This is a genomic window from Afipia sp. P52-10 (assembly GCF_000516555.1).
Taxonomy (GTDB): domain Bacteria; phylum Pseudomonadota; class Alphaproteobacteria; order Rhizobiales; family Xanthobacteraceae; genus P52-10.
This window is the reverse complement of the sequence record NZ_AZSJ01000003.1, coordinates 722,947-742,611: the sequence shown is the minus strand read 5'-3', so window position 1 is coordinate 742,611 and position 19,665 is coordinate 722,947. Positions and strand designations below refer to the sequence as shown.

Genomic DNA, 19,665 nt, shown 5'->3' with positions numbered 1-19,665 from the left:
GGAGGCTGACTAATGTGCCGGCAAAATCGAACAACCCAAGGAGCAGGTTCATGTCGTCGCGGTTCAGGCGTTCTATTCTCGGAGCGATGGCGGGTCTGCTGCCGTTGTGCGGTACAGTACCGTCCAGCCCGGTGTTGGCACAGGATTTTCCGGCTCGCCCGGTCACGCTGATCGTGCCCTGGCCCGCGGGCGGGCCGACCGATGTGGCGATGCGCGCCATCGCCGAAGCGGCGCAGAAGCATCTCGGCCAGCCGATCATCATCGACAACAAGGCCGGTGGCTCGGGCACCGTCGGCATCGCGGTGATGGGCGCGAGCGCCAAGCCGGATGGCTACACCATCGGCCAGATCACGGTGCCGATCTTCCGGCTGCCCTACATGCAGAAGACCTCGTGGAGCGCCGACGACTTCACCTACATCGTGCATCTGACCGGCTACGTGTTCGGCATGTACGCAAGCACGGCGGCGCCGTTCAAGACCTGGCAGGAGTTCATCGATTACGCCAAGGCCAATCCCGGCAAGGTGACATATGGTTCGCCGGGTGCGGGCGGCTCGCTGCATCTCGGCGTCGAGCAGATCGCCGAGAAGATCGGCGTCAAGCTGACGCACGTTCCCTTCAAGGGCACGGCCGAGGTGGTGGCTGCGGTCGCCGGCGGGCATGTGATGCTCGGGGCGGGCAGCATCGCCGCCGCCAAGCCGTTGGTCGACACCGGCAAGGCACGCTACCTCAACGTCTGGACGTCGGAGCCGCGCAAGGCGTTCCCCGGCGTGCCGACGCTGAAGGAGCTTGGCTACGGTCTCGTGATCGAATCGCCATGGGGTGTCGGCGGGCCGAAGGGGATGGACCCCAAGGTCGTCGCCAAGATCCACGACGCCTTCGCCAAGGCGATCCATGAGCCTGCGGTGCTGGAAGCGCTCGACCGCTACGAGATGACGCCGAACTATCTGAACACGGCGGATTATGGAAAGTTCGTCGCCGAGCAGATGAAGGTCGAGAAGGCGCTGATCGAGCGGCTGGGGCTCGCCAGGAAAGACTGAGGGCGCGATCGCGCCGCGCGGCCGTGCAGGGCCGCGCGCCACCAGTTGCCTTCGCCGGAAAATCGTTCGGCCTCCGCCGGGAAGAGGCGTTGCGGCGGAGGCGGATCAGGAAACGGGTGGCTGCTTGCGCCAGTCCTGCGTTAGGTCTCGTGTCTTGATCACGGGACTTCAGGCATGGGCGCGACAGCAAGCAGCAAACAGGCCGCACCGGAGCGCATGCTCCGCGCGGACGCGATCGACTGGACGCAGGTGACTGCGCATCTCGATCAATCCGGCTGGGCGCCGCTCGGGCGGCTGCTGTCGGTGCAGGCGTGCCGCGATCTCGCCGGGCTCTACGACCGGGATGGGCTCTTCCGCAGCACCGTCATCATGGCGCGCCATGGGTTCGGCAAAGGCGAGTACAAGTACTTCGCCTATCCGCTGCCGGAGCTGATCGCGGCGCTGCGTCCTGCGCTCTATGCGGGGCTCGCGCCCGCCGCCAATGCCTGGAACGAAACCATGGGAATTGCGGCGCGCTATCCGGCGGCCCATGCCGACTACATCCGACAGTGCCACAAGGCCGGCCAGGCGCGGCCGACGCCGCTGCTGCTGCGCTATCGCGAAGGCGATTACAATTGCCTGCATCAGGACATCTATGGCGAACATGTGTTTCCGCTGCAGGTGGTGATCCTGCTGTCGGAGCCGGGCCGCGATTTCGAAGGCGGGGAATTCGTGCTCACCGAGCAGCGGCCGCGTATGCAGTCACGCGCCGAGGTGGTGCCGCTGCGTCAGGGGGAGGCGGCGGTGTTCGCCGTGCATCATCGCCCTGTGCGGGGCACGCGCGGCAGCTATCGCGTCAACCTGCGCCACGGCGTCAGCCGGGTGCGCGCCGGACAGCGCCACACCCTCGGCATCATCTTTCATGACGCGATGTAAGCTGATGCCCGTGTGGCGATGCGCAGCAATCCAAGATGCGCAGCTATCACGCAGGAAGCAGCGCGTTATTTCGCGCTCTTCTTCTTGGCACCGGGGGCATCGGAGACTTTCCGCCACGTCTCGGCGCCGCACAGGGCGCCCATGCAGCCTTGCACCTCGAGCACGTTTGCCGACTGCAGCGTCAGATTGGCGGCGTAAGTCTGACCATCGTCGGCGTTGTAGATGCGGCCGCTCCAGCGGTTGGCTGCGGTCGGCTGCATGGTCGAGAAGATGGTCATGCCCATCACCGGGCGGCGGGCGAGGGCCGGGTTGGGATTCTTGTCGTCGATCTGCGGCCGGCCGGTATTTTTGTCGATCGGATCACGCAGCCAGACGATCTTACCGCAAATGCCGCCGCCACACTGATGCACATGCACCTGTGCGTCACCCGCTTGCGTGAGCCAGATGCCTGACGGATCGCTCTGGCTTCGCGCGGTGGATGTTCCCAGCACCATCGCCGCAACCAACGTCATTGCGAAACCTGTAAGTGCAGGCAGTCTCACCGGAGCCCCCATCTGTTTTCAGCTAAGCCGGACATCCTGCCGGCAGCATTCGCGCGACGGCGCGTGCTCGTTCTCTTCGCATCAACAAGGTGACGGTTCTAGGGCGACGCGCGGCTCGATTCAGGTTTGCTGAATCAAATCTCTCGCTGTGTTGCAAACTTGTCTATTCATCGCTCAGGCGGCCGTAACGTCTGCCTCTTTCTGCGTGGCGCTCAGCATGATGGTCGGCACATTGCCGGTCCGCTCGCGCACCGTCAGCACCTGGCTGCCTGGCCTACGGCCGGCCTTGGCCTCCGACGTGTTGATGCCGGCCTGCTGCAAGCGCTGCTGTGTCCGCGCCGCATCGTCGACACGCCAGGCAAGCCCCCACAGCGAGTCCGGCTTGTCGGAGACGCCCTTCGCGAGCGCATGGCCGATCTCCACCCGCACGCCGCCCGACCAGAAGAACAGCAGCCGCGAACCCCAATCCGCATTGGTGCGGTCGAGCGCGAAGTCGAGGCCGAGCCGTCCGCCGTAGAGTGCGACCGCGCGCTCGGGATTAGGACTGCGGATCACCACATGGTCGAGGCCGCTGACGCTGGATGTCATGTGAGGGGTCGGTTCGCTCAGCGTCTCGACCAGCGAGAAGCGCACGCCGTGCGTCGAGGCCGGATCGATCTCCGCGTGGTGCCGGGCGATGGCGTGGGACGGGCTCTTGAAGGTCTGGTCGGTGATCGCTCCGATCGCGAGACCGCGGCGCTGCAGCTTGTGCACGGTGCTCTTGATGTCACCGACTTCGAAGCCGAGTCCGGTCAGGCCTTCGGCGCGACCGTTTGCCGCGGATATCTCCAGAGCGACGTTGGCGAGTTGAAAGCGGCAGAACGGCGAGCCGTCGGCGGCATGGTAACGCTCGGCCTTGCGATCCAGCACGATCTCGTAGTCGGAGGCGACCGCCTCGACATCGTGTGCGGCAAAGGCGAGGTGGTTGACGGCGGTGATCATCGCAAGGGACTCCGACGGGCGAGAAAAGCGAAAAGCCAGGTGAGCATCAGGCTTGAGCACCAGGCTCGAGGATCAGGCTTCGGTGCAGCGGCCAATTTGCAGCGCGGCTGCGACGGCGGCGTCGAGCACGGTCTGCGACGTGGCGCTGTCGCTGATGGCGCGGGAAATCTGCAGGGCGCCGACCAGGATCGAGAAGATCGCACAGGCGCGCTCCTTGCGGTTCGGTACGCGGTCCGGCAGCGTGCCGGCGATGATGCCGAACGTCTTCTCCAGCCCTTCGGTGAAGGCTTCACGGGTCTTGCGCGGATGGCGGGCAATCTCGGAGCCCAGCGCGGCGACGCAGCAGCCGCGCTCGGGGCGGTCGCGATGGCCGATCGTCAGGTAGGAGCGCACGATCGCCTCCAGCGGATCGCGGCCTGTGGCCCGCGCTTCGTCGATCTGCATCTGCAGATGCGCGCGGCTCTTGATCGAGGCCGCCACCAGCGCTTCCTTGACCAGGGTCTCCTTCGAGGCGAAGTGCGCATAGAAGCCGCCATGGGTGAGACCGGCGTCCGCCATCAGATCGACCACGCCGGTCGAGCCGATGCCATCCTTGCGAAAGCGCCGCGCCGCCGCTTCCACCACACGCTTATGCGTTTCTTCCTTGTGATCCTTGCCGTAACGCATCGCCAAGCTCTCTCCCGAAGCTCGCTCTCCTCAAGGCTACGCCGGTTTCGATACCGGACGGGCCGGTCCCCATGACGTGAGCCAGACTGACAGGGCTGCGAGGCCACCGTACACCACCATCGACGCTGCCGCGAGCAGGAACAGGCACCAGCCCGGCGCGTCGAGGGCCAGCAGCGCGAGCCCGCCGACGACGACAACCACCAGCCGTCCGCTCTGCGCCAGCACCGGGCCGACGATCTTGCCGGAGCCCTGCGAGGCGAAATAGAGGCTCAGCGCGAGGCCGAGGAAGCCGAAGCCGGGACCGGCCATGTGGAAGTATTGCCGCGCCGAGGCGAGCACCTCGGTGTTGTCGGTGAAGCGCGCCGCCCACAGGTCCGGCGCGATCGCCAGCACGAGGCCGATCGCGCCGATGATGCCGCCGGAGAGCAGGCCTGCGGCCCAGGCGACCTTGCGTGCGCGCTCGACGTTGCCGGCGCCGACATTCATGCCGACGATCGGCAGCGAGGCTTGTCCGATCGAGGCGGCGATCGGCACCAGCATGAATTCAAGCCGCGCGCCGATGCCATAACCGGCGAGCGTGATCGTTCCGTAGCGTGAGAGCAGGCGGGTGAAGATCAGCACCGTCGCCACCGATTGCAGCGGCGACAGGCAGGCCACCGCGCCGACCTTCAGGATGTCGGCAAACATCGCGCGGTCGGGGCGGAAGGCGCGCCAATTCAGCTTCAGCCGGCTGCGGCCGCTGAACAGCATGAACAACAGGAACGCCGCGCCGCCGGTGTAGGCGATCAAATGGCCGGACGCGACGCCGGGCATGCCGAGCTGCGGCAGACCGAACAGGCCGAGGCCGAACGTGCCGCCGATGGCGATCTGGCAGGCGGCAATCGTCAGCAGCGTTGCCGACGGCAGCCGCATGTTGCCGGTGCCGCGCAGGATCGACGCGCAGGTGTTCGACAGCCACATGCCGATGGCGCCGATGAACAGCACGTTGGCATAGGCGGTCGCTTCGTCGAGCACGCGGCCCTTGCCGCCGAGGGCGGCAAAGAATGTCGGTCCGAACACGAGCATCACGGTCAAGAACAGCAGGCCGCCACCCAGGCCGATGATCAGCGCATGCAGCGCGAGCGTCGAGGCGCGCGTCAGGTCGCCGGCACCAAGCGCGCGGCTGACCGCGGACGACACGCCGCCACCCATCGCGCCCCCCGACATCATTCCCATCAGGATGACGAACGGAAACACCAAGGCGATCGCGGCCAGCGGCTCGAGGCCGAGGAGGCCGATGTAGCTCGTCTCAGCGATGACAACGAGGGTTGCTGCGCTCACCGATGCCATGTTCGGCAGTGCGAACCGCAGCAGGATCGACAAGATCGGTCCTTCGAACACCGGGTTGGGCTTCGTCGGCTCGTTGGCGTTCGCAGCGATCCCCTTGGTTGGGGCGGGCTGGCGCGGCGCGGTGGCCAGGCGGGACGTCGCGTCGATCGTATCGTCGGTCATTTTTGTTGTTCCTGCGCCCCGGGTGGCGACGTCCGAAATATTATTATCATCATATCAAAAAAGAAGGCGGCCGCGGCTCATGATTTGTCATGGCTGCGATGCGGCGTACCCTCGCGGGCGCCGATGGGTGGGTTCAGGGCTTGCGCGGCGGGTGCCGTGGCGTCCACGGCGTCAGCCAGACCACCAGCGCGCAGAAGCCGCCGAGCAGCACCATCGAACTCGCGGTCAGGATGAAATAGGTGGTGGGCGATGCATCGATGGTGGCGAGCCACAGGCCGCCGAGGCCGATGAAGGCGAGCCGCAGCGTCTGCGAGAACACCGGGCCGATGATCTTCGCCGCGCCTTGCGATGAGAAATAGAGCGACATGTTGAGGCCGATGAAGGCGAACATCGGGCCCGCGATCGACAGGTAGCGATGGCTCGCCGCGCGCACGCCAGGATCGTCGGTGAACAGGTTCACCCACAGATGCGGGAAGATCGAGATGAAGGTGCCGACCGAGCCGACCGCGATGAAGGAAACGAGACCGGCGGTCCAGGCGACGCGGCGGGCACGGGTGACGTTGCCGGCGCCGATCGCCATGCCGACCATCGGCGTCGATGCCGCGCCGACTGCAAACGCGATCGAGGTCAGCATGAATTCGAGCCTTGTGCCGATGCCGTAGCCGGCGAGGACCTCGGTGCCGAAGCGCGCCAGCAGGTGGGTGAAGATGGTCGCGGCCAGCACCACCTGCAGCGGCGAGAACATCGCCACCGCACCGACTTTCAGGATGTCGAAGAACATCTCGCGCTGGAAGCGGAACGCCTTGACGCGCAGCTTCACCCGGCTGCGGCCGGACAAAAGATAGAGCGCCATGCTGGTGACGGCGACGGAAAACGCGATCAGCGTTCCGGTGGCGACGCCGCGCATGCCGAGCTGCGGAAACGGGCCGAGGCCGAGCGCGAGCGAGCCGCCGAGCACGATCTGGATCGCCGCCGAACTCAGTTGCATCGCCGACGGCAGCTTCATGTTGCCGGTGCCGCGCAGGATCGACGACAGCGTCTGCATCAGCCAGGGGATCACCACGCCGGCGAAGAAGATGCGGACATAGCTCACCGCCTCTTCCAGCACCCGGCCACGGCCGCCGAGCAGCGCCAGCAGGTCGCGCCCGAACACCTGCATGACGATGGTGAAGGTCAGGCCGAAGCAGACTGCGATGAGCAGCGCGTGCAACGCGAGCGCGGACGCGCGGTCATCGTCATCGGCGCCGAGCGCACGGGCGACCGCCGAGGACACGCCGCCGCCGACCGCGCCGCCGGACATGGTCATGGTCAGGATGACGAACGGGAACACCAACGCCATCGCCGCTAGCGGCTCGGTGCCGAGCCGGCCGATGTAGGAGGTTTCCGCCACCACCACGCCGATGCCGGCGGTGAGGGCGAGCACGTTCGGTCCCGCGAGCTTCAACAGCCGCGGCAGGATCGGATCGTCGAGCAGCGGATTGGGCAGCGGCGCGCGCGGCGGCGGCGGTTCGCTCGGGCTTGTGGTGCGCGCAACGTGGGCGTTTGCCATCAGTCTTCCGGATGCGGCCATGGACGTTCTCGCATCCCCGCACCGGCCTTTAGGGCACGTCGGCGGGTGGGTGGGAAGCGAGTTTTCGGAATGGACCTGGGCGCGGCGCACATGAGGCGCAGACGCCTTGCGCCGCGCGCGGTGCACCCATGCAACTCAAGCCTCATGAGGCTTGAGGGGTGGGCCGCAATTCGGTGCCCCAGGAGGTGAGGCGGACGGTTGCGGCGGTGAACAGTCCGAACGAAGCCATCGCCGCACCCGCCAGCACGAAGAACCAGATGTAGCCCGCGTCGGTCTTCATCAGCCACAGTCCGCCGAGGATCACCACCGCGAGCCGCACCGACTGCGCCAGCACCGAGCCCAGCACCTTCGCCGCGCCCTGCGAGGAGAAGTAGAGCGAGATGCCGACGCCGAGCAGCGAGAACATCGGGCCGGCGATCAGCAGGTATTGGCCGGCCGCCTTGCGCACGGTCGGGTTTTCGGTGAACAGGCCGGTCCATAGATCCGGGAACAGCGCCAGCGGGGCGACCAGCGCGCCGACGCCGACAGCGGAGATCACGGCGCCGGTCCAGGCGACCCGGCGGGCGCGGCGAATCCGTCCGGCGCCCACCGCCATGCCGACCATCGGCACCGAGGCGACGCCGCAGGAGAACGCGATCGAGGTGAGGAAGAATTCCAGCCGCGCGCCGATGCCGTAGGCCGCCAGCACTTCGGGGCCGAAATGCGCGAGCATCGAGGTCAGCACACCGGCGGTCAGCACCGACTGCACCGGATAGAAGCAGGCGAGGGCGCCGACCTTGAGGATGTCGGTGAACATCTCGCGATGAAACTGAAAATTGGGCACGCGCAGCGAGACGCGGCTGCGGCCGGAGAGAATGTACCAGCCCATCACCGCGACACCGATGGCGACGCCGGAGAGCTGGCCGACGGCGATGCCGCGGATGCCGAATTGCGGCACGCCGAACAGGCCGAGGCTTAGCGTGCCGCCGAGAATGATCTGGCAGGCGGCCGACGAGAACACGATCATCGACGGCAGCGCCATGTTGCCGGTGCCGCGCAGGATCGCCACCAGCGTATTCATCACCCAGATCAGCACCACACCGGAAAAGTAGATCTGCGAGAACGCCTTCGCCTCGCGCAGCACATCGTTGCGGCCGCCCATCCAGATCAGCAGTTGCTCGCCGAACACCAAGAGCAGCACGCTGAAGGTGGCGCCGACGGCGATGCCGATGGTCAGCGCGTGCAGCGCCAGCGTCGAGGCGCGATGGGTGTCGCCGGCGCCCATTGCGCGCGCGATCGCCGAGGCGACGCCGCCGCCCATTGCCCCGCCGGACATGGTCATCATCAGGATGATCAGCGGAAACATCAGCGCGATGGCGGCGAGCGGCGCGATGCCGAGCAGGCCGATATAGGTGGTTTCGGCGATCAGCACGCTGATGCCGGCCCCCATCGCCAGGATGTTCGGTGTCGCGAGACGGAGCAGCGTCGACGTGATCGGCCCTTCGAGGATGTAGTTCTGCGGCCGGCCGGTGGCAGGTGCCGCGGGCGGCTCAGGCTGAGTCGCAGCAACCTCCGTCTGTCCGAGATCGGCCATGGTTTCCCCCGGGAATGCGCTGCGTTTTGGTGTGCAGCGCTCTGGTTCTGGCCGTCAAACAGGGCAGTCGGCGCAAGACGTCAAATATAGCATTTTGCCGCCGCCGCTCGCGCGCGAAACGCGCATGTCACCATGGCAGTCCGCGCAGGTCGATTGTGCCGTCGCGCGGGGCAAGCTGCAGACCATAGACGAAAGTCGCCATCACCGCGAAGCGAATGCGTCCCTGCGGCTGCTCGCAGAACACCGCGCCGCCGAATTCATGCCAGCCGAGGTTGCGATAGAAGGCATGGTTGTGCGGTTCGCAGAACAGAACGGCGAAATCCTTTCCCTCGCGCGCAAAGCAGGCGGTCGCCTGCTTCATGGCCGCCGATGCGAGGCCCGATCTCTGCCGGTCCGGCCGGGTGGCGACGCCGCCGATGCCGCCGAGCGTCACCGGCCTGTCATTCCACAGCGCCTGACGTTCGAACAGACCGACATGACACACCACGTCATGCGGCGGAGCATCGTCCCGGATGAGGACACGCCGGCTCGCGTGCGACCAAACGACATCCTTCCAGGCAAGGATTTCCCGGACGTGCGGCGGTTTCGAGAAGCGGTTCCACCGCTTCCCATGTCGGGTCTCCGGGGCTAATGTCGATCCGCATGCTGACCTACGATGTGTGGCGAAACCAGTTCCGCGATGCAGCGTTAGTCAGGACCTCCCACCAGAGCGGACTATATCCATGACCTTCACGCTTCCGAATTTGCCCTACGCTTATGAAGCGCTCCAGCCCTATATGTCGAAGGAAACGCTGGAATATCACCACGACAAGCATCACCAGGCCTATGTCACCAATGGCAACAACCTGCTGAAAGGCACGGAATTCGAGGGCAAGTCGCTGGAGGAAATCGTCAAGGGCTCGTTCGGCAAGAACGCCGCGCTCTTCAACAATGCTGGCCAGCACTACAACCACCTGCATTTCTGGAACTGGATGAAGCCGAATGGCGGCGGCGACAAGCTGCCGGGCAAGCTCGCCAAGAAGATCGACGAGGATCTCGGCGGCTTTGCCAAGTTCAAGGAAGACTTCATCGCCGCAGGCGTCGGTCAGTTCGGCTCGGGCTGGTGCTGGCTCGCCGTGAAGAACGGCAAGCTCGAAATCTCCAAGACCGCGAACGGCGAGAGCCCGCTGGTGCATGGCGCGACGCCGATCCTTGGCTGCGACGTGTGGGAGCACTCCTACTACATCGACTATCGCAACCGTCGCCCGGATTATCTGAAGGCGTTCGTCGAGAACCTGGTGAACTGGGAATACGTCGAGGGCCTGTTCTCGAAGGCGGCGTGATTGCCGCGCACACGCATCTGAAACGAACGGGGGCCGCAGCGATGCGGCCCCCGTTTTCGTGATGCGCAGGATCGTCGTGCCCGTCATGCACATCGTTATGCACATAGCCGCGACACGCGTGGTCGCCACCATGGCATGACGCTTGATTGCATGACGCTTGAGTTGCGGTCGTTTTTCACCATCATCAGGGCCTCGGTTGGGATTCCTCACGGTCTCGGGACGTCATGAACTATCTTCTGGTGTTTCTGGGCGGCGGCATCGGTTCGATGCTGCGCCACATGGTGAACGTGCTGTGTGCGCGCGCGTTCGGCATCGGCTTTCCGTTCGGCACGCTGACCGTGAACATCACCGGCTCGATCGTGATGGGGCTGTTCGCCGGCTACTTCGCCTTCAAGGGCGATGCGGCGCAGAGCTGGCGGCTGTTCCTGATGACCGGCATCCTCGGCGGCTACACCACCTTCTCCGCCTTCTCGCTGGACACCATGTTGCTGTATGAGCGCGGCGAGCTCGGCCTGGCGCTCGGCTATGTCGCGGTGTCGGTGGCGGTGTCCGTGCTCGGCCTGTTCGCGGGCCTGATGCTGATGCGCCAGTTCGCCTGACCGTCCGACGCTTGGTAAACGCCGGTTAACCGACAAAGCCCTTGATCGCCAAAGGTTTGAAGTTCTGGACAGTGTAGATGTTATATTATAACATTAAGTCCATGTCCTCGCACGACCATTCCCACGCGCACGATCACTATGGTCATGACCATGCGCAAGGCCACCATCACGGCCACGCGCATCACGCCCATGCGGACACCGCGCCGCATCCGCCGGCGGCGCTGTCGCTGTCGTTCATGCGGCTGTCGGTCGGGGTTCGGCTGCTGGTGGCAGCCCTTGCCAGCGCCGCCCTGTGGGGCGCCGTCGTCCTGTCGATGACATGAGGCGGCCCATGAGCATGCTCGCATTTCGCGACGTCACCCTCGGCTACGATCGGCATCCGGCCGTGCATCATCTCAGCGGCGACGTGCAGCCCGGTGCGCTGGTCGCCGTCGTCGGGCCGAACGGCGCCGGCAAATCCACCCTGTTCCGCGGCGTCGTCGGCATGCTGAAGCCGCTGTCGGGCAGCATCGCGCTCGGCGGCTTACGCCCGCGCGAGGTCGCCTACCTGCCGCAGATCGCCGACATCGACCGCACGTTTCCGATTGCGGTGTTCGATTTCGTCAGCATGGGCCTATGGCGCCAGACCGGCCTGTTCGGCAGCATCGGGCGGCGCGAGCACGACCGGATCGAGCATGCGCTGCAGATGGTGGGATTGACGGGATTCGAGGCGCGCGCCATCGGCACGCTGTCGGGCGGGCAGATGCAGCGCATGCTGTTCGCGCGGCTGCTCTTGCAGGATGCGCGGCTGATCGTCCTCGACGAGCCGTTCAACGCCATCGATGCGAAGACCTCCGCCGACCTGCTGGCGCTGGTGCAGCGCTGGCATGGCGAGGGCCGCACGGTGCTGGCGGCGCTGCACGACATCGACCTGGTGCGGGCGAGTTTTCCGGAGACGCTGCTGTTGGCGCGCGAGCCGGTGGCCTGGGGCAACACCGCCGAGGTGCTGACCGCAGACAATCTCGCGATCGCGCGGCGCATGTGCGAAGCATTCGACGAGCATGCGGCGGCGTGCGCGGCCGATGCGCCGTCACCGGCCCGGGCAGCCTGATCGTCCATGCTGTACGACGTCCTGATCGGTCCCTTCGTCGAGTTCGAGTTCATGCGCCGGGCGCTGGCCGGCATGCTGACGCTGGCGCTGGGCGGCGCGCCGATCGGCGTATTCCTGATGCTTCGGCGGATGAGCCTGGTCGGCGATGCGATGGCCCATGCGATCCTGCCGGGGGCTGCGATCGGCTTCCTGCTGTCGGGGCTCAACCTGATCGCGATGACTGTCGGCGGGCTGATCGCGGGCTTCACGGTGGCGTTGCTGGCGGGCCTCGTCGCCCGCGTCACCGAATTGAAGGAAGACGCGTCGCTCGCGGCGTTCTATCTGTTCTCGCTCGCGCTCGGCGTTGCCATCGTCTCGATTCGCGGCACCAACATCGATCTGCTGCACGTTCTGTTCGGCAACGTGCTGGCGCTGGACGACCAGACGCTGCTCGCCATCGCCATCAATGCCACGGTGACGCTGGTCGTTCTGGCGCTGATCTGGCGGCCGCTGGTGATGGAGTGCGTCGATCCCCTGTTCCTGCGCTCGGTCAGCCGCGCCGGGGCGCCGGCGCATCTCGCCTTTCTCGCGCTGGTGGTGATCAACCTCGTCAACGGCTTCCACGCGCTCGGCACGCTGCTCGCGGTCGGGCTGATGGTGCTGCCCGCGGGCATCGCCCGCTTCTGGGCGCGCGATCTGTCGATGATGATCGTGATCGCGGTCGCGTCCGCGATCGTCTCCGGTTATGCCGGGCTGGTGCTGTCGTTCTTTACCAAGGTGCCGCCGGGACCGGCGATTATTCTCGTCACGGCGCTGGTCTATCTTGTGTCGCTGCTGTTCGGCCCGGTCAGCGGCCTGTTGCGGCAGCTGTTTCCGGGGCGCCATCTCGAAGCATGAGGCTGTCATGATCCGTCGTGCGTTGCTGCAAGCCTGCTGTCTCGCCGTGATGGCTGCGCTGGGTGTGAAAGCCGCGCCCGCGCAGGAGACGCAGGACAAGCTGAAGGTGATCGCCAGCTTCTCGATCCTGGCGGACTTCGCCAGGAACGTCGGCGGCGATCGCGTCGAGGTGTCGATGCTGGTGGGGCCCGGTGGCGATGCCCATGTCTACACGCCGACGCCGGCGGATGCGCGCAATGTGGCTGCGTCCAAGCTCGTCATCGTCAACGGGCTCGGCTTCGAGGGCTGGCTCGCGCGGCTGGTCAAGGCGGCTGGCAACAAGGCTGCGGTCGTCGTTGCGACCAAGGGCATCACGCCGCGCAAGGCCAAGGCCGACGACCATACCCATGCGCACGGGCATCACCACGACGACGAGACCGATCCGCATGCGTGGCAGTCGGTGCCCAATGCCAAGATCTACGTCGCCAACATCCGCGATGCGTTGATCGGTGCCGACGCGGCGGGGGCGGAGACCTATCGCGCCAACGCCGAACGCTACCTCAAGGCGCTCGACGACCTGGAACGCGAGGTGCGGCAGGCCGTCGAGACCATCCCGGCCGACCGGCGCAAGCTGATCGCCACCCACGACGCGTTCGGCTATCTGGCCGACACCTACGGCATCGCCTTCATCGCTCCGCAGGGCGTGTCCACGGAATCGGAGGCCACCGCGAAGGATGTCGCCCGCATCGTCACCCAGATCAAGGCGCAGAAGATTCCGGCCGTGTTTCTGGAAAATGTGAGCGATCCTCGGCTGATGCGGCGGATCGCGCAGGAATCCGGCGCCAAGCTCGGCGGCACGCTGTTCTCCGACAGCCTGACCAATGAAAAGGGCGATGCGGCCACTTACATTGACATGATCAGACACAATATAAGGACCCTGGCTAACGCGCTGGCGGGCTGACGCCATCCTTTTCCCATCGCCATGAGCAGGGCAGGGGTCGCCTCGAACGCCGGAGTGCGCTAGACAGCCGTCCGTTCTCCGCTGTCCGGGGAGCCATCCAAGCAGTTCGAGCGTCTTGCCATGTCCGATGCGAAATCCGCGACCTCCGAGAAAATCCCCGTCACCGTGCTCACCGGCTATCTCGGCGCCGGCAAGACCACGCTGTTGAACCGCATCCTGTCGGAACAGCACGGCAAGAAGTACGCGGTGATCGTCAACGAGTTCGGCGAGATCGGCATCGACAACGACCTCGTGATCGGTGCCGACGAGGAAGTGTTCGAGATGAACAACGGCTGCATCTGCTGCACCGTGCGCGGCGATCTGGTGCGCATCCTCGACGGGCTGATGAAGCGCAAGGGCAAGTTCGACGCGATCATCGTCGAGACCACCGGGCTTGCCGATCCGGCGCCGGTGGCGCAGACCTTCTTCGTCGACGAGGATGTGCAGAGCAATGCCCGGCTCGACGCGGTGGTGACGGTGGCCGACGCGAAGTGGCTGAGCGAGCGGCTGAAGGATGCGCCGGAGGCGAAGAACCAGATCGCGTTCGCCGACGTGATCGTGCTGAACAAGACCGACCTCGTCTCGAAGCCGGAACTCGCCGAGGTCGAGGCGCGGATCCGCGCCATCAATCCCTACGCCAAGCTGCATCGCACCGAACGCTGCCAGGTCAAGCTGGAGGACGTGCTGGAGCGCGGCGCGTTCGATCTCGACCGGATTCTGGAAATCGAGCCCGAGTTCCTCGAAGCTGGCGACGACCACGATCACGATCATCACCATCATGATCATGGCCACGATCATCACCACCATCACGATCATGCGCATGGCGGGCTGAAGCATTATCACGACGAGGATATGCAATCGATTTCGATCCGCACTGCCAAGCCGCTCGATCCGGACAAGTTCATGCCCTGGCTGCAGACGCTGGTGCAGCGCGACGGCCAGAAGATTCTCCGCTCCAAGGGCATCCTCGCCTTCAAGGACGATGACGACCGCTACGTCTTCCAGGGCGTGCACATGATGCTGGAAGGCGATCATCAGCGGAAATGGAAGGACGGCGAGCCGCGCGAGAGCCGCGTCGTCTTCATCGGTCGCGAGTTGCCGGAACAGGCGATCCGCGACGGCTTCGAGAGCTGCATCGCATCGTGAGCGCCGGTTTCGATTCCTCGGGCCCGCAGGCCTCCGTCACCTCGATCACCGATCGCGCCCGCAAGATCGATCTCGGCGGTCCGGTGTCGGCCGCCTACTTTCTCGGCCAGCATGCGGTGTTCGTCGGCGCGGAGGAGCAGGTCGCGCTGGTCGGAGCCGATGACGCGGTCTCTCGCGTCGCTGTGGGTGCTGGCGGCATCCTCTGCTCGGCGTCGGATGGCAAGCGTACCGTGCTCGGCTGCGACGACGGCAAGCTGGTGTCGGTTGATGCCAAGGGCGAGGTCAAGGTGCTCGCCACCGATGCGAAGCGGCGCTGGATCGATAACGTTGCGCTGCATACGGATGGCACGGTCGCCTGGTCCGCGGGCAAGACCGCGTTCGTGCAGCCGCCGAAGGGTGAATTACGCTCGCATGATGTGAGCTCGACCGTCGGCGGGTTGGCGTTCGCGCCGAAGGGCTTTCGCCTGGCGATCGCGCACTACAACGGCGTCACCCTGTGGTTCCCGAACATGGCGCAGGCGGCGCCGGAATTCCTGGAGTGGAAGGGCTCACATCTCGGCGTTACCTTCAGTCCGGATGGCCGCTTCCTCGTCACCACCATGCACGAGTCGGCGCTGCACGGATGGCGCCTGGCCGATGCCAAGCATATGCGCATGACCGGCTATCCGAGCCGCGTGCGTTCGATGTCGTGGAGCGTCGGCGGCAAGGGGCTTGCAACCTCGGGAGCGGACTGCGTCATCATCTGGCCTTTCGTCGCCAAGGACGGGCCAATGGGCAAGGAGCCCGGCATGCTGGCGCCGCTGCCCGGCAAGGTCACCATGGTCGCCTGTCATCCGAAGAGCGACATCATGGCGGCGGGCTATAGCGACGGCACGGTGATGCTGGTGCGCCTCAACGATGGTGCGGAGATTCTCGCGCGCGCCAAGGATGGCGCCGCGGTATCGGCGCTGGCGTGGGATGCCAAGGGTGCGACGCTTGCGTTCGCGACCGAACACGGCGCTGCCGGCCTGCTGACGCTCTGATCCTTCCTGCACAGCCGGTTCGCTACCGGCTGGTTCCGCTACAACACTCCCAGAGAAACGCTGTCGAAGGCGGCCTCGCGTTCGCAACAGGTGTTGCGCGTGGGAACCCTGCTGCCTCTTGAATCGTTATCGCTGAGTTGAAGTGTGCAACGGCTGGGAATCTTGGCATGACGGAGCAGGTCAACGAGCAGAAGCGGCGAGCGTTCTGGCAGGACGGCCTGTTCGGCAGCGCGATGCTGGTGGCGGGTTTGCTGCTGATCGGCGGTGCGCTGTATCAAATGCGGCCGCAACCGACATTGCAGGCGCAAGCCCCGCAGAGTGAAAGCGCACCGGCTGCGCCGGCCGAATCCACCCCAGGCGGAACGCGTCCGACCACGCCGCCGCCAGAGCCGGCGCGGCCGCAAGGCCGCGACGACAATGATGGCCGCGCGCCGACCACCGGCGCGTCGCCGCCGGCGTCATCGGATCGGCCCCCGGTCACCGGCACGCCGTTGCCGCAGGCTCCGGCTGAAAAGAGCGCGCCGCCGATCGACCGCAAATAGCGCAACGCAATTGAACAAAAATCCCTCCCCGCCGGAAGGCGGGGAGGGATTTCCTTTTCATTCGCAAGAATACGGAGCGATCACCGCACCAGGATGTTCCTGAACTGCCATGGATCGCTGGTGTCGATATCCTCCGGGAACAGGCCGGGGCGATTTTCCAGCGGGGTCCAGTCGGTGTAGTAGCCCTTCACCGGACCGAGATACGGCGACTGGATTTCCAGGCAGCGGCGGAAGTCGAGCTCATCGGCCTCGACGATGCCGGCGGTCGGATTCTCCAGCGCCCACACCATGCCGGCGAGCACCGCCGAGGACACCTGCAGGCCGGTGGCGTTCTGATACGGCGCGATGCGGCGCGTCTCTTCGATCGAGAGCTGCGAGCCGTACCAGTAGGCGTTCTTGGCATGGCCGTAGAGCAGCACGCCGAGCTCGTCGATGCCGTCCTCGATCTCGTTCTCGTCGAGGATGTGCCACGCGGGCTGCATCTTGCCTTCGGCGCCGAACATCTCGTGCAGCGACAGCACCGCGTCGTTGGCCGGATGATAGGCGTAATGGCAGGTCGGGCGATAGACGACGCGCTGGCCGTCATGCACCGTCAGGTAATCGGCGATCGAGATCGACTCGTTGTGGGTGACGAGAAAGCCGTATTGCGGCCCCGGCGTTGGACACCACGAGCGGACGCGCGTGTTGGCGCCGGGCTGCAGCAGATAGATCGCGGCCTTGCAGCCGAAGTCGTGCTCGCGGCCGTTCTCCGGCATCCATTTTTCGTGCGTGCCCCAGCCGAGTTCGGCAGGCTGCAAGCCTTCCGAAACGAAGCCCTCCACCGACCAGGTGTTGACGAAGACCTCGCGCGGCTTCGGCTTCTTCGAGCGCTGCGTGTCGCGCTCGGCGATGTGGATGCCCTTGACGCCGAGCTTCATCGCCAGTTCGCCCCAGCCTTCGCGGCTCTTCGGCTCGTTGACGCTGAGGCCGGTGTCCTTCGCGAGATTGATCAGCGCCTGCTTGACGAACCACGACACCATGCCGGGATTCGCGCCGCAGGTGGACACCGCGGTCGGGCCACCCGGGCTCTTGTGCTTGGCGGCGAGCAGCGTCTCACGCAGCGCGTAGTTGGAGCGCTTCTCGGGGCCTGCGTTCTTGTCGAAGTAGAAGCCGAGCCACGGCTCGACCACCGTGTCGACGTAGAGCGCGCCGATCTCGCGGCACAGCGTCATGATGTCGACCGACCCGGTATCGACCGAGAGATTGACGCAGAAGCCCTGGCCGCCGCCCTGCGTGAGCAGCGGAACCAGCAGCTCGCGATAATTGTCCTTCGTCACGCCCTGTTTGATGAAGCGCACACCATGCTTCTTGGCGAGCTCGCCGTCTTCGTGCGGATCGACGATGACAAAACGCGACTTGTCGTAGTCGAAGTGCTTTTCGATCAGCGGCAGGGTGCCTTTGCCGATCGAACCAAAGCCGATCATCACGATGGGGCCGGTAATTTTCGCATGGATCTGCGAGGCGGACGTGGTCATCTGCACAGTACTCCGGAAAAACGGCGGAAGTGGCGGATCTTTGCCGCGCGAATGCCGTCGCGCGGCTTCAAAGCCGAAACGGCCGGTGAAATCAAGCGGAACTATTGCGTACGCAACCGCGCGTGCGCGGCGACACGGCTAAAAATCCCAGTGACGCGTCGCCAGCGCAAGATCGACGAAGGTTCGGACTTTCGCAGACAACAAGCGCGATGCCGGATAGACGAATTGGATCGGCTGGGCCGGCCGTTCGTAGTTCTGCAGGACGATGGTCAATCGCTTCTCCCTGATCGCATCCGCGGCTTGATAGGCGAGCACCTGCGCAAGGCCGCCGCCATCGGCCGCGTACCGGATCGCGCTGTCCGCACTGTTGGTGGCGTACCGTGACGCCACTGTGACACGGTGATCGATACCATTCGCGGCGAAACGCCAGCCGGTGCTGTCGCCGAGCCCGCGGAAGCTGATCGTATCAAAAGCGTGCAGATCGTCCGGCGTTTGCGGCGTGCCACGGCGCTTCAGGTAGGATGGAGCAGCGACGACGATGCGTCGCGTTGCGCCGATGCGGCGGGCGACCAGGCTCGAGTCCGCGAGAAAGCCGATCCGCAGCGCGAGATCGTAGCCTTCCTCCACCAGGTTGACGAAGCGATCCGACAGCATCAGTTCGCCCGACACGTCCGGATGCTGCTTCAGATAATCCGCCATCAGCGGCGCGACATGCATGCGGCCGAAGCTCACCGGCGCCGAAACGATCAGCCGCCCGGAGGGCGCAAGCCTTTCGGCCTGCGCCGAGCTTTCCGCTTCGGCGACTTCGCTCAAAATTCTTCGCGCCCGTTCGAGGTAGCGCGCGCCTGCGTCCGTCAGCGTCATCGAGCGCGTGGTTCGTCGCAGCAGCGTGATGCCGAGGTGCTCCTCCAGCGCGGCCACCAGCCGCGTCACGCCGGATGGCGACAAGCCGAGCCGCCGCGCGGCTGGCGCGAAGCCGTTGTGATCGACCACCGCCACGAAGGCGGACATGGCTTCGAACCGGTCCATGAATTATTCTATGAATTGCAATAATAAATTGTCAAATAGCGTGATTATCCCGGAATTCGGGACGCCCTATCTTTGGCGGGTCGTCGCGAGGATTTGCCGCCATGGAGAGCCAGAACGCAGCCGGGCCGGAGGCTGGAGACAAGAAGACCTATGCCAGCGACGTGGCCTTTACGCCGTCGGTGAAAGCCGTGCAGGCGCGCAAGGGATCGCGCGCCGCCTATCACAAGGCTGAAGAGCGGGGCTGGCGCACCACCGTCACCGAGGATCTTGCCGCCTTCATCGCCGCGCAGACGAGTTTTCTTCTCGCCACAGCCACAGCCGACGGCCAGCCCTACATCCAGCATCGCGGCGGCCCGCCGGGCTTCCTGCATGTGCTGGACGAGCGGACGCTCGCCTTCGCCGACTTCACCGGCAATCGCCAGTACATCACCGCCGGAAACCTCGCCGAGAATCCGAAGGCGTATCTGTTCCTGATCGATTATCTCAATCGCCGCCGGATCAAGATCTGGGGCACGGCGCGCCTGATCGAGGACGATCCGGCGCTGCTGCAAAGCCTGATGCCGAAGGACTATGCAGCGCGGCCCGAGCAGGTGATCGTATTCACGATCGCCGCATGGGATTCCAACTGTCCGCAGCATATTCCGCAGAAGCTCGACATCGCCGATGTCATTCCCGTCGTCGCCGAGCGCGACCGGCGCATTGCCGAACTGGAAGCCCAAGTCGCGCGGCTGAAGGCCGGACGCTAACCGCGCAACCAAGGCAGGCGTGGTG

Annotated in this window: 21 protein-coding genes; 12 read left to right on the top strand and 9 right to left on the bottom strand. The window is 65.4% G+C overall.

Going from position 1 to position 19,665, the window contains the following annotated elements; all coding sequences use genetic code 11:
* The first annotated feature begins 50 nt into the window (after positions 1 to 50).
* Positions 51 to 1,037, top strand: coding sequence for a tripartite tricarboxylate transporter substrate binding protein (locus tag X566_RS04745; RefSeq protein WP_034463937.1), 987 nt, complete (start codon positions 51 to 53; stop codon positions 1,035 to 1,037).
* A gap of 174 nt (positions 1,038 to 1,211) precedes the next feature.
* The gene (locus X566_RS04740) at positions 1,212 to 1,952 is read left to right on the top strand and encodes a 2OG-Fe(II) oxygenase (RefSeq protein WP_034463935.1); all 741 of its coding nucleotides are present in this window, start codon (positions 1,212 to 1,214) and stop codon (positions 1,950 to 1,952) included.
* 65 nt (positions 1,953 to 2,017) lie between these two features.
* Here X566_RS04740 and X566_RS04735 read toward each other — a convergent pair whose 3' ends face one another.
* From X566_RS04735 to X566_RS04705, 7 genes are all read right to left on the bottom strand, one after another.
* The gene (locus tag X566_RS04735; RefSeq protein ID WP_081740056.1) at positions 2,018 to 2,464 is read right to left on the bottom strand and encodes a DUF2147 domain-containing protein; all 447 of its coding nucleotides are present in this window, start codon (positions 2,462 to 2,464) and stop codon (positions 2,018 to 2,020) included.
* Positions 2,465 to 2,668: 204 nt separating this feature from the next.
* Positions 2,669 to 3,475 (bottom strand): VOC family protein, encoded by an 807-nt coding sequence (locus X566_RS04730; protein ID WP_051443878.1) that lies wholly within the window; start codon positions 3,473 to 3,475, stop codon positions 2,669 to 2,671.
* A gap of 72 nt (positions 3,476 to 3,547) precedes the next feature.
* Entirely contained in the window at positions 3,548 to 4,141 is a 594-nt protein-coding gene (locus tag X566_RS04725) for a TetR/AcrR family transcriptional regulator (RefSeq protein ID WP_034463933.1), read from the bottom strand.
* Between the two features lie 36 nt (positions 4,142 to 4,177).
* Entirely contained in the window at positions 4,178 to 5,632 is a 1,455-nt protein-coding gene (locus X566_RS04720) for an MATE family efflux transporter (protein WP_081740055.1), read from the bottom strand.
* Positions 5,633 to 5,765: 133 nt separating this feature from the next.
* A complete protein-coding gene (locus X566_RS04715) occupies positions 5,766 to 7,181 on the bottom strand; it encodes an MATE family efflux transporter (protein WP_034463932.1) in 1,416 nt (471 codons plus the stop codon).
* 163 nt (positions 7,182 to 7,344) lie between these two features.
* Positions 7,345 to 8,775 (bottom strand): MATE family efflux transporter, encoded by a 1,431-nt coding sequence (locus X566_RS04710; RefSeq protein WP_034463931.1) that lies wholly within the window; start codon positions 8,773 to 8,775, stop codon positions 7,345 to 7,347.
* 127 nt (positions 8,776 to 8,902) lie between these two features.
* Positions 8,903 to 9,289 (bottom strand): GNAT family N-acetyltransferase, encoded by a 387-nt coding sequence (locus X566_RS04705; protein WP_244434763.1) that lies wholly within the window; start codon positions 9,287 to 9,289, stop codon positions 8,903 to 8,905.
* Between the two features lie 208 nt (positions 9,290 to 9,497).
* On the opposite strand from X566_RS04705, the gene X566_RS04700 reads away from it, so the two are divergent.
* The 9 genes from X566_RS04700 (at position 9,498) to X566_RS04660 (ending at position 16,351) form a co-directional block, all read left to right on the top strand.
* Positions 9,498 to 10,097, top strand: coding sequence for a superoxide dismutase (locus X566_RS04700; protein ID WP_034463928.1), 600 nt, complete (start codon positions 9,498 to 9,500; stop codon positions 10,095 to 10,097).
* Between the two features lie 224 nt (positions 10,098 to 10,321).
* Positions 10,322 to 10,696: a fluoride efflux transporter CrcB gene (crcB, locus tag X566_RS04695; RefSeq protein WP_034463925.1), complete on the top strand. Its 375-nt coding sequence runs from the start codon at positions 10,322 to 10,324 to the stop codon at positions 10,694 to 10,696.
* Positions 10,697 to 10,797: 101 nt separating this feature from the next.
* Positions 10,798 to 11,019, top strand: a complete 222-nt coding sequence (locus X566_RS04690) for a hypothetical protein (protein WP_034463924.1) — start codon at positions 10,798 to 10,800, stop codon at positions 11,017 to 11,019.
* An 8-nt stretch (positions 11,020 to 11,027) separates the two neighbouring features.
* Entirely contained in the window at positions 11,028 to 11,786 is a 759-nt protein-coding gene (locus tag X566_RS04685; RefSeq protein WP_034463923.1) for a metal ABC transporter ATP-binding protein, read from the top strand.
* A 6-nt stretch (positions 11,787 to 11,792) separates the two neighbouring features.
* Positions 11,793 to 12,662, top strand: a complete 870-nt coding sequence (locus X566_RS04680; RefSeq protein ID WP_034463921.1) for a metal ABC transporter permease — start codon at positions 11,793 to 11,795, stop codon at positions 12,660 to 12,662.
* Positions 12,663 to 12,669: 7 nt separating this feature from the next.
* Positions 12,670 to 13,602 carry a metal ABC transporter substrate-binding protein gene (locus tag X566_RS04675; RefSeq protein WP_034463919.1) on the top strand — a complete coding sequence of 311 codons (933 nt, stop codon included), beginning with the start codon at positions 12,670 to 12,672 and terminating at the stop codon, positions 13,600 to 13,602.
* A 120-nt stretch (positions 13,603 to 13,722) separates the two neighbouring features.
* Positions 13,723 to 14,787, top strand: a complete 1,065-nt coding sequence (locus X566_RS04670) for a GTP-binding protein (protein WP_034463916.1) — start codon at positions 13,723 to 13,725, stop codon at positions 14,785 to 14,787.
* Positions 14,784 to 15,809, top strand: a complete 1,026-nt coding sequence (locus tag X566_RS04665; protein ID WP_034463914.1) for a WD40 repeat domain-containing protein — start codon at positions 14,784 to 14,786, stop codon at positions 15,807 to 15,809. Before X566_RS04670 ends, X566_RS04665 begins: the two co-directional genes overlap by 4 nt.
* 167 nt (positions 15,810 to 15,976) lie before the next feature.
* The gene (locus tag X566_RS04660) at positions 15,977 to 16,351 is read left to right on the top strand and encodes a hypothetical protein (RefSeq protein WP_051443877.1); all 375 of its coding nucleotides are present in this window, start codon (positions 15,977 to 15,979) and stop codon (positions 16,349 to 16,351) included.
* Positions 16,352 to 16,431: 80 nt separating this feature from the next.
* Here the strand turns inward: X566_RS04660 and X566_RS04655 are convergent, their stop codons facing one another.
* Together X566_RS04655 and X566_RS04650 are read right to left on the bottom strand one after the other, a co-directional pair.
* Positions 16,432 to 17,865, bottom strand: a complete 1,434-nt coding sequence (locus X566_RS04655) for a homospermidine synthase (RefSeq protein ID WP_034467892.1) — start codon at positions 17,863 to 17,865, stop codon at positions 16,432 to 16,434.
* Between the two features lie 138 nt (positions 17,866 to 18,003).
* A complete protein-coding gene (locus X566_RS04650) occupies positions 18,004 to 18,894 on the bottom strand; it encodes a LysR family transcriptional regulator (RefSeq protein ID WP_034463912.1) in 891 nt (296 codons plus the stop codon).
* 101 nt (positions 18,895 to 18,995) lie between these two features.
* Between X566_RS04650 and X566_RS04645 the strand changes: the two genes are divergently transcribed.
* Positions 18,996 to 19,640 carry a pyridoxamine 5'-phosphate oxidase family protein gene (locus X566_RS04645; RefSeq protein WP_051443876.1) on the top strand — a complete coding sequence of 215 codons (645 nt, stop codon included), beginning with the start codon at positions 18,996 to 18,998 and terminating at the stop codon, positions 19,638 to 19,640.
* Positions 19,641 to 19,665 lie beyond the last annotated feature (25 nt).

Coding starts and splice junctions, on each gene's coding strand:
- X566_RS04700 (WP_034463928.1), top strand. CDS start 9,498: ATGACCTTCACGCTTCCGAATTTGCCCTACGCTTATGAAGCGCTCCAG.
- X566_RS04730 (WP_051443878.1), bottom strand. CDS start 3,475: ATGATCACCGCCGTCAACCACCTCGCCTTTGCCGCACACGATGTCGAG.
- X566_RS04670 (WP_034463916.1), top strand. CDS start 13,723: ATGTCCGATGCGAAATCCGCGACCTCCGAGAAAATCCCCGTCACCGTG.
- X566_RS04740 (WP_034463935.1), top strand. CDS start 1,212: ATGGGCGCGACAGCAAGCAGCAAACAGGCCGCACCGGAGCGCATGCTC.
- X566_RS04710 (WP_034463931.1), bottom strand. CDS start 8,775: ATGGCCGATCTCGGACAGACGGAGGTTGCTGCGACTCAGCCTGAGCCG.
- X566_RS04675 (WP_034463919.1), top strand. CDS start 12,670: ATGATCCGTCGTGCGTTGCTGCAAGCCTGCTGTCTCGCCGTGATGGCT.
- X566_RS04725 (WP_034463933.1), bottom strand. CDS start 4,141: ATGCGTTACGGCAAGGATCACAAGGAAGAAACGCATAAGCGTGTGGTG.
- X566_RS04720 (WP_081740055.1), bottom strand. CDS start 5,632: ATGACCGACGATACGATCGACGCGACGTCCCGCCTGGCCACCGCGCCG.
- X566_RS04690 (WP_034463924.1), top strand. CDS start 10,798: ATGTCCTCGCACGACCATTCCCACGCGCACGATCACTATGGTCATGAC.
- X566_RS04745 (WP_034463937.1), top strand. CDS start 51: ATGTCGTCGCGGTTCAGGCGTTCTATTCTCGGAGCGATGGCGGGTCTG.
- X566_RS04735 (WP_081740056.1), bottom strand. CDS start 2,464: ATGACGTTGGTTGCGGCGATGGTGCTGGGAACATCCACCGCGCGAAGC.
- X566_RS04655 (WP_034467892.1), bottom strand. CDS start 17,865: ATGACCACGTCCGCCTCGCAGATCCATGCGAAAATTACCGGCCCCATC.
- crcB (WP_034463925.1), top strand. CDS start 10,322: ATGAACTATCTTCTGGTGTTTCTGGGCGGCGGCATCGGTTCGATGCTG.
- X566_RS04650 (WP_034463912.1), bottom strand. CDS start 18,894: ATGGACCGGTTCGAAGCCATGTCCGCCTTCGTGGCGGTGGTCGATCAC.
- X566_RS04685 (WP_034463923.1), top strand. CDS start 11,028: ATGAGCATGCTCGCATTTCGCGACGTCACCCTCGGCTACGATCGGCAT.
- X566_RS04645 (WP_051443876.1), top strand. CDS start 18,996: ATGGAGAGCCAGAACGCAGCCGGGCCGGAGGCTGGAGACAAGAAGACC.
- X566_RS04660 (WP_051443877.1), top strand. CDS start 15,977: ATGACGGAGCAGGTCAACGAGCAGAAGCGGCGAGCGTTCTGGCAGGAC.
- X566_RS04680 (WP_034463921.1), top strand. CDS start 11,793: ATGCTGTACGACGTCCTGATCGGTCCCTTCGTCGAGTTCGAGTTCATG.
- X566_RS04715 (WP_034463932.1), bottom strand. CDS start 7,181: ATGGCAAACGCCCACGTTGCGCGCACCACAAGCCCGAGCGAACCGCCG.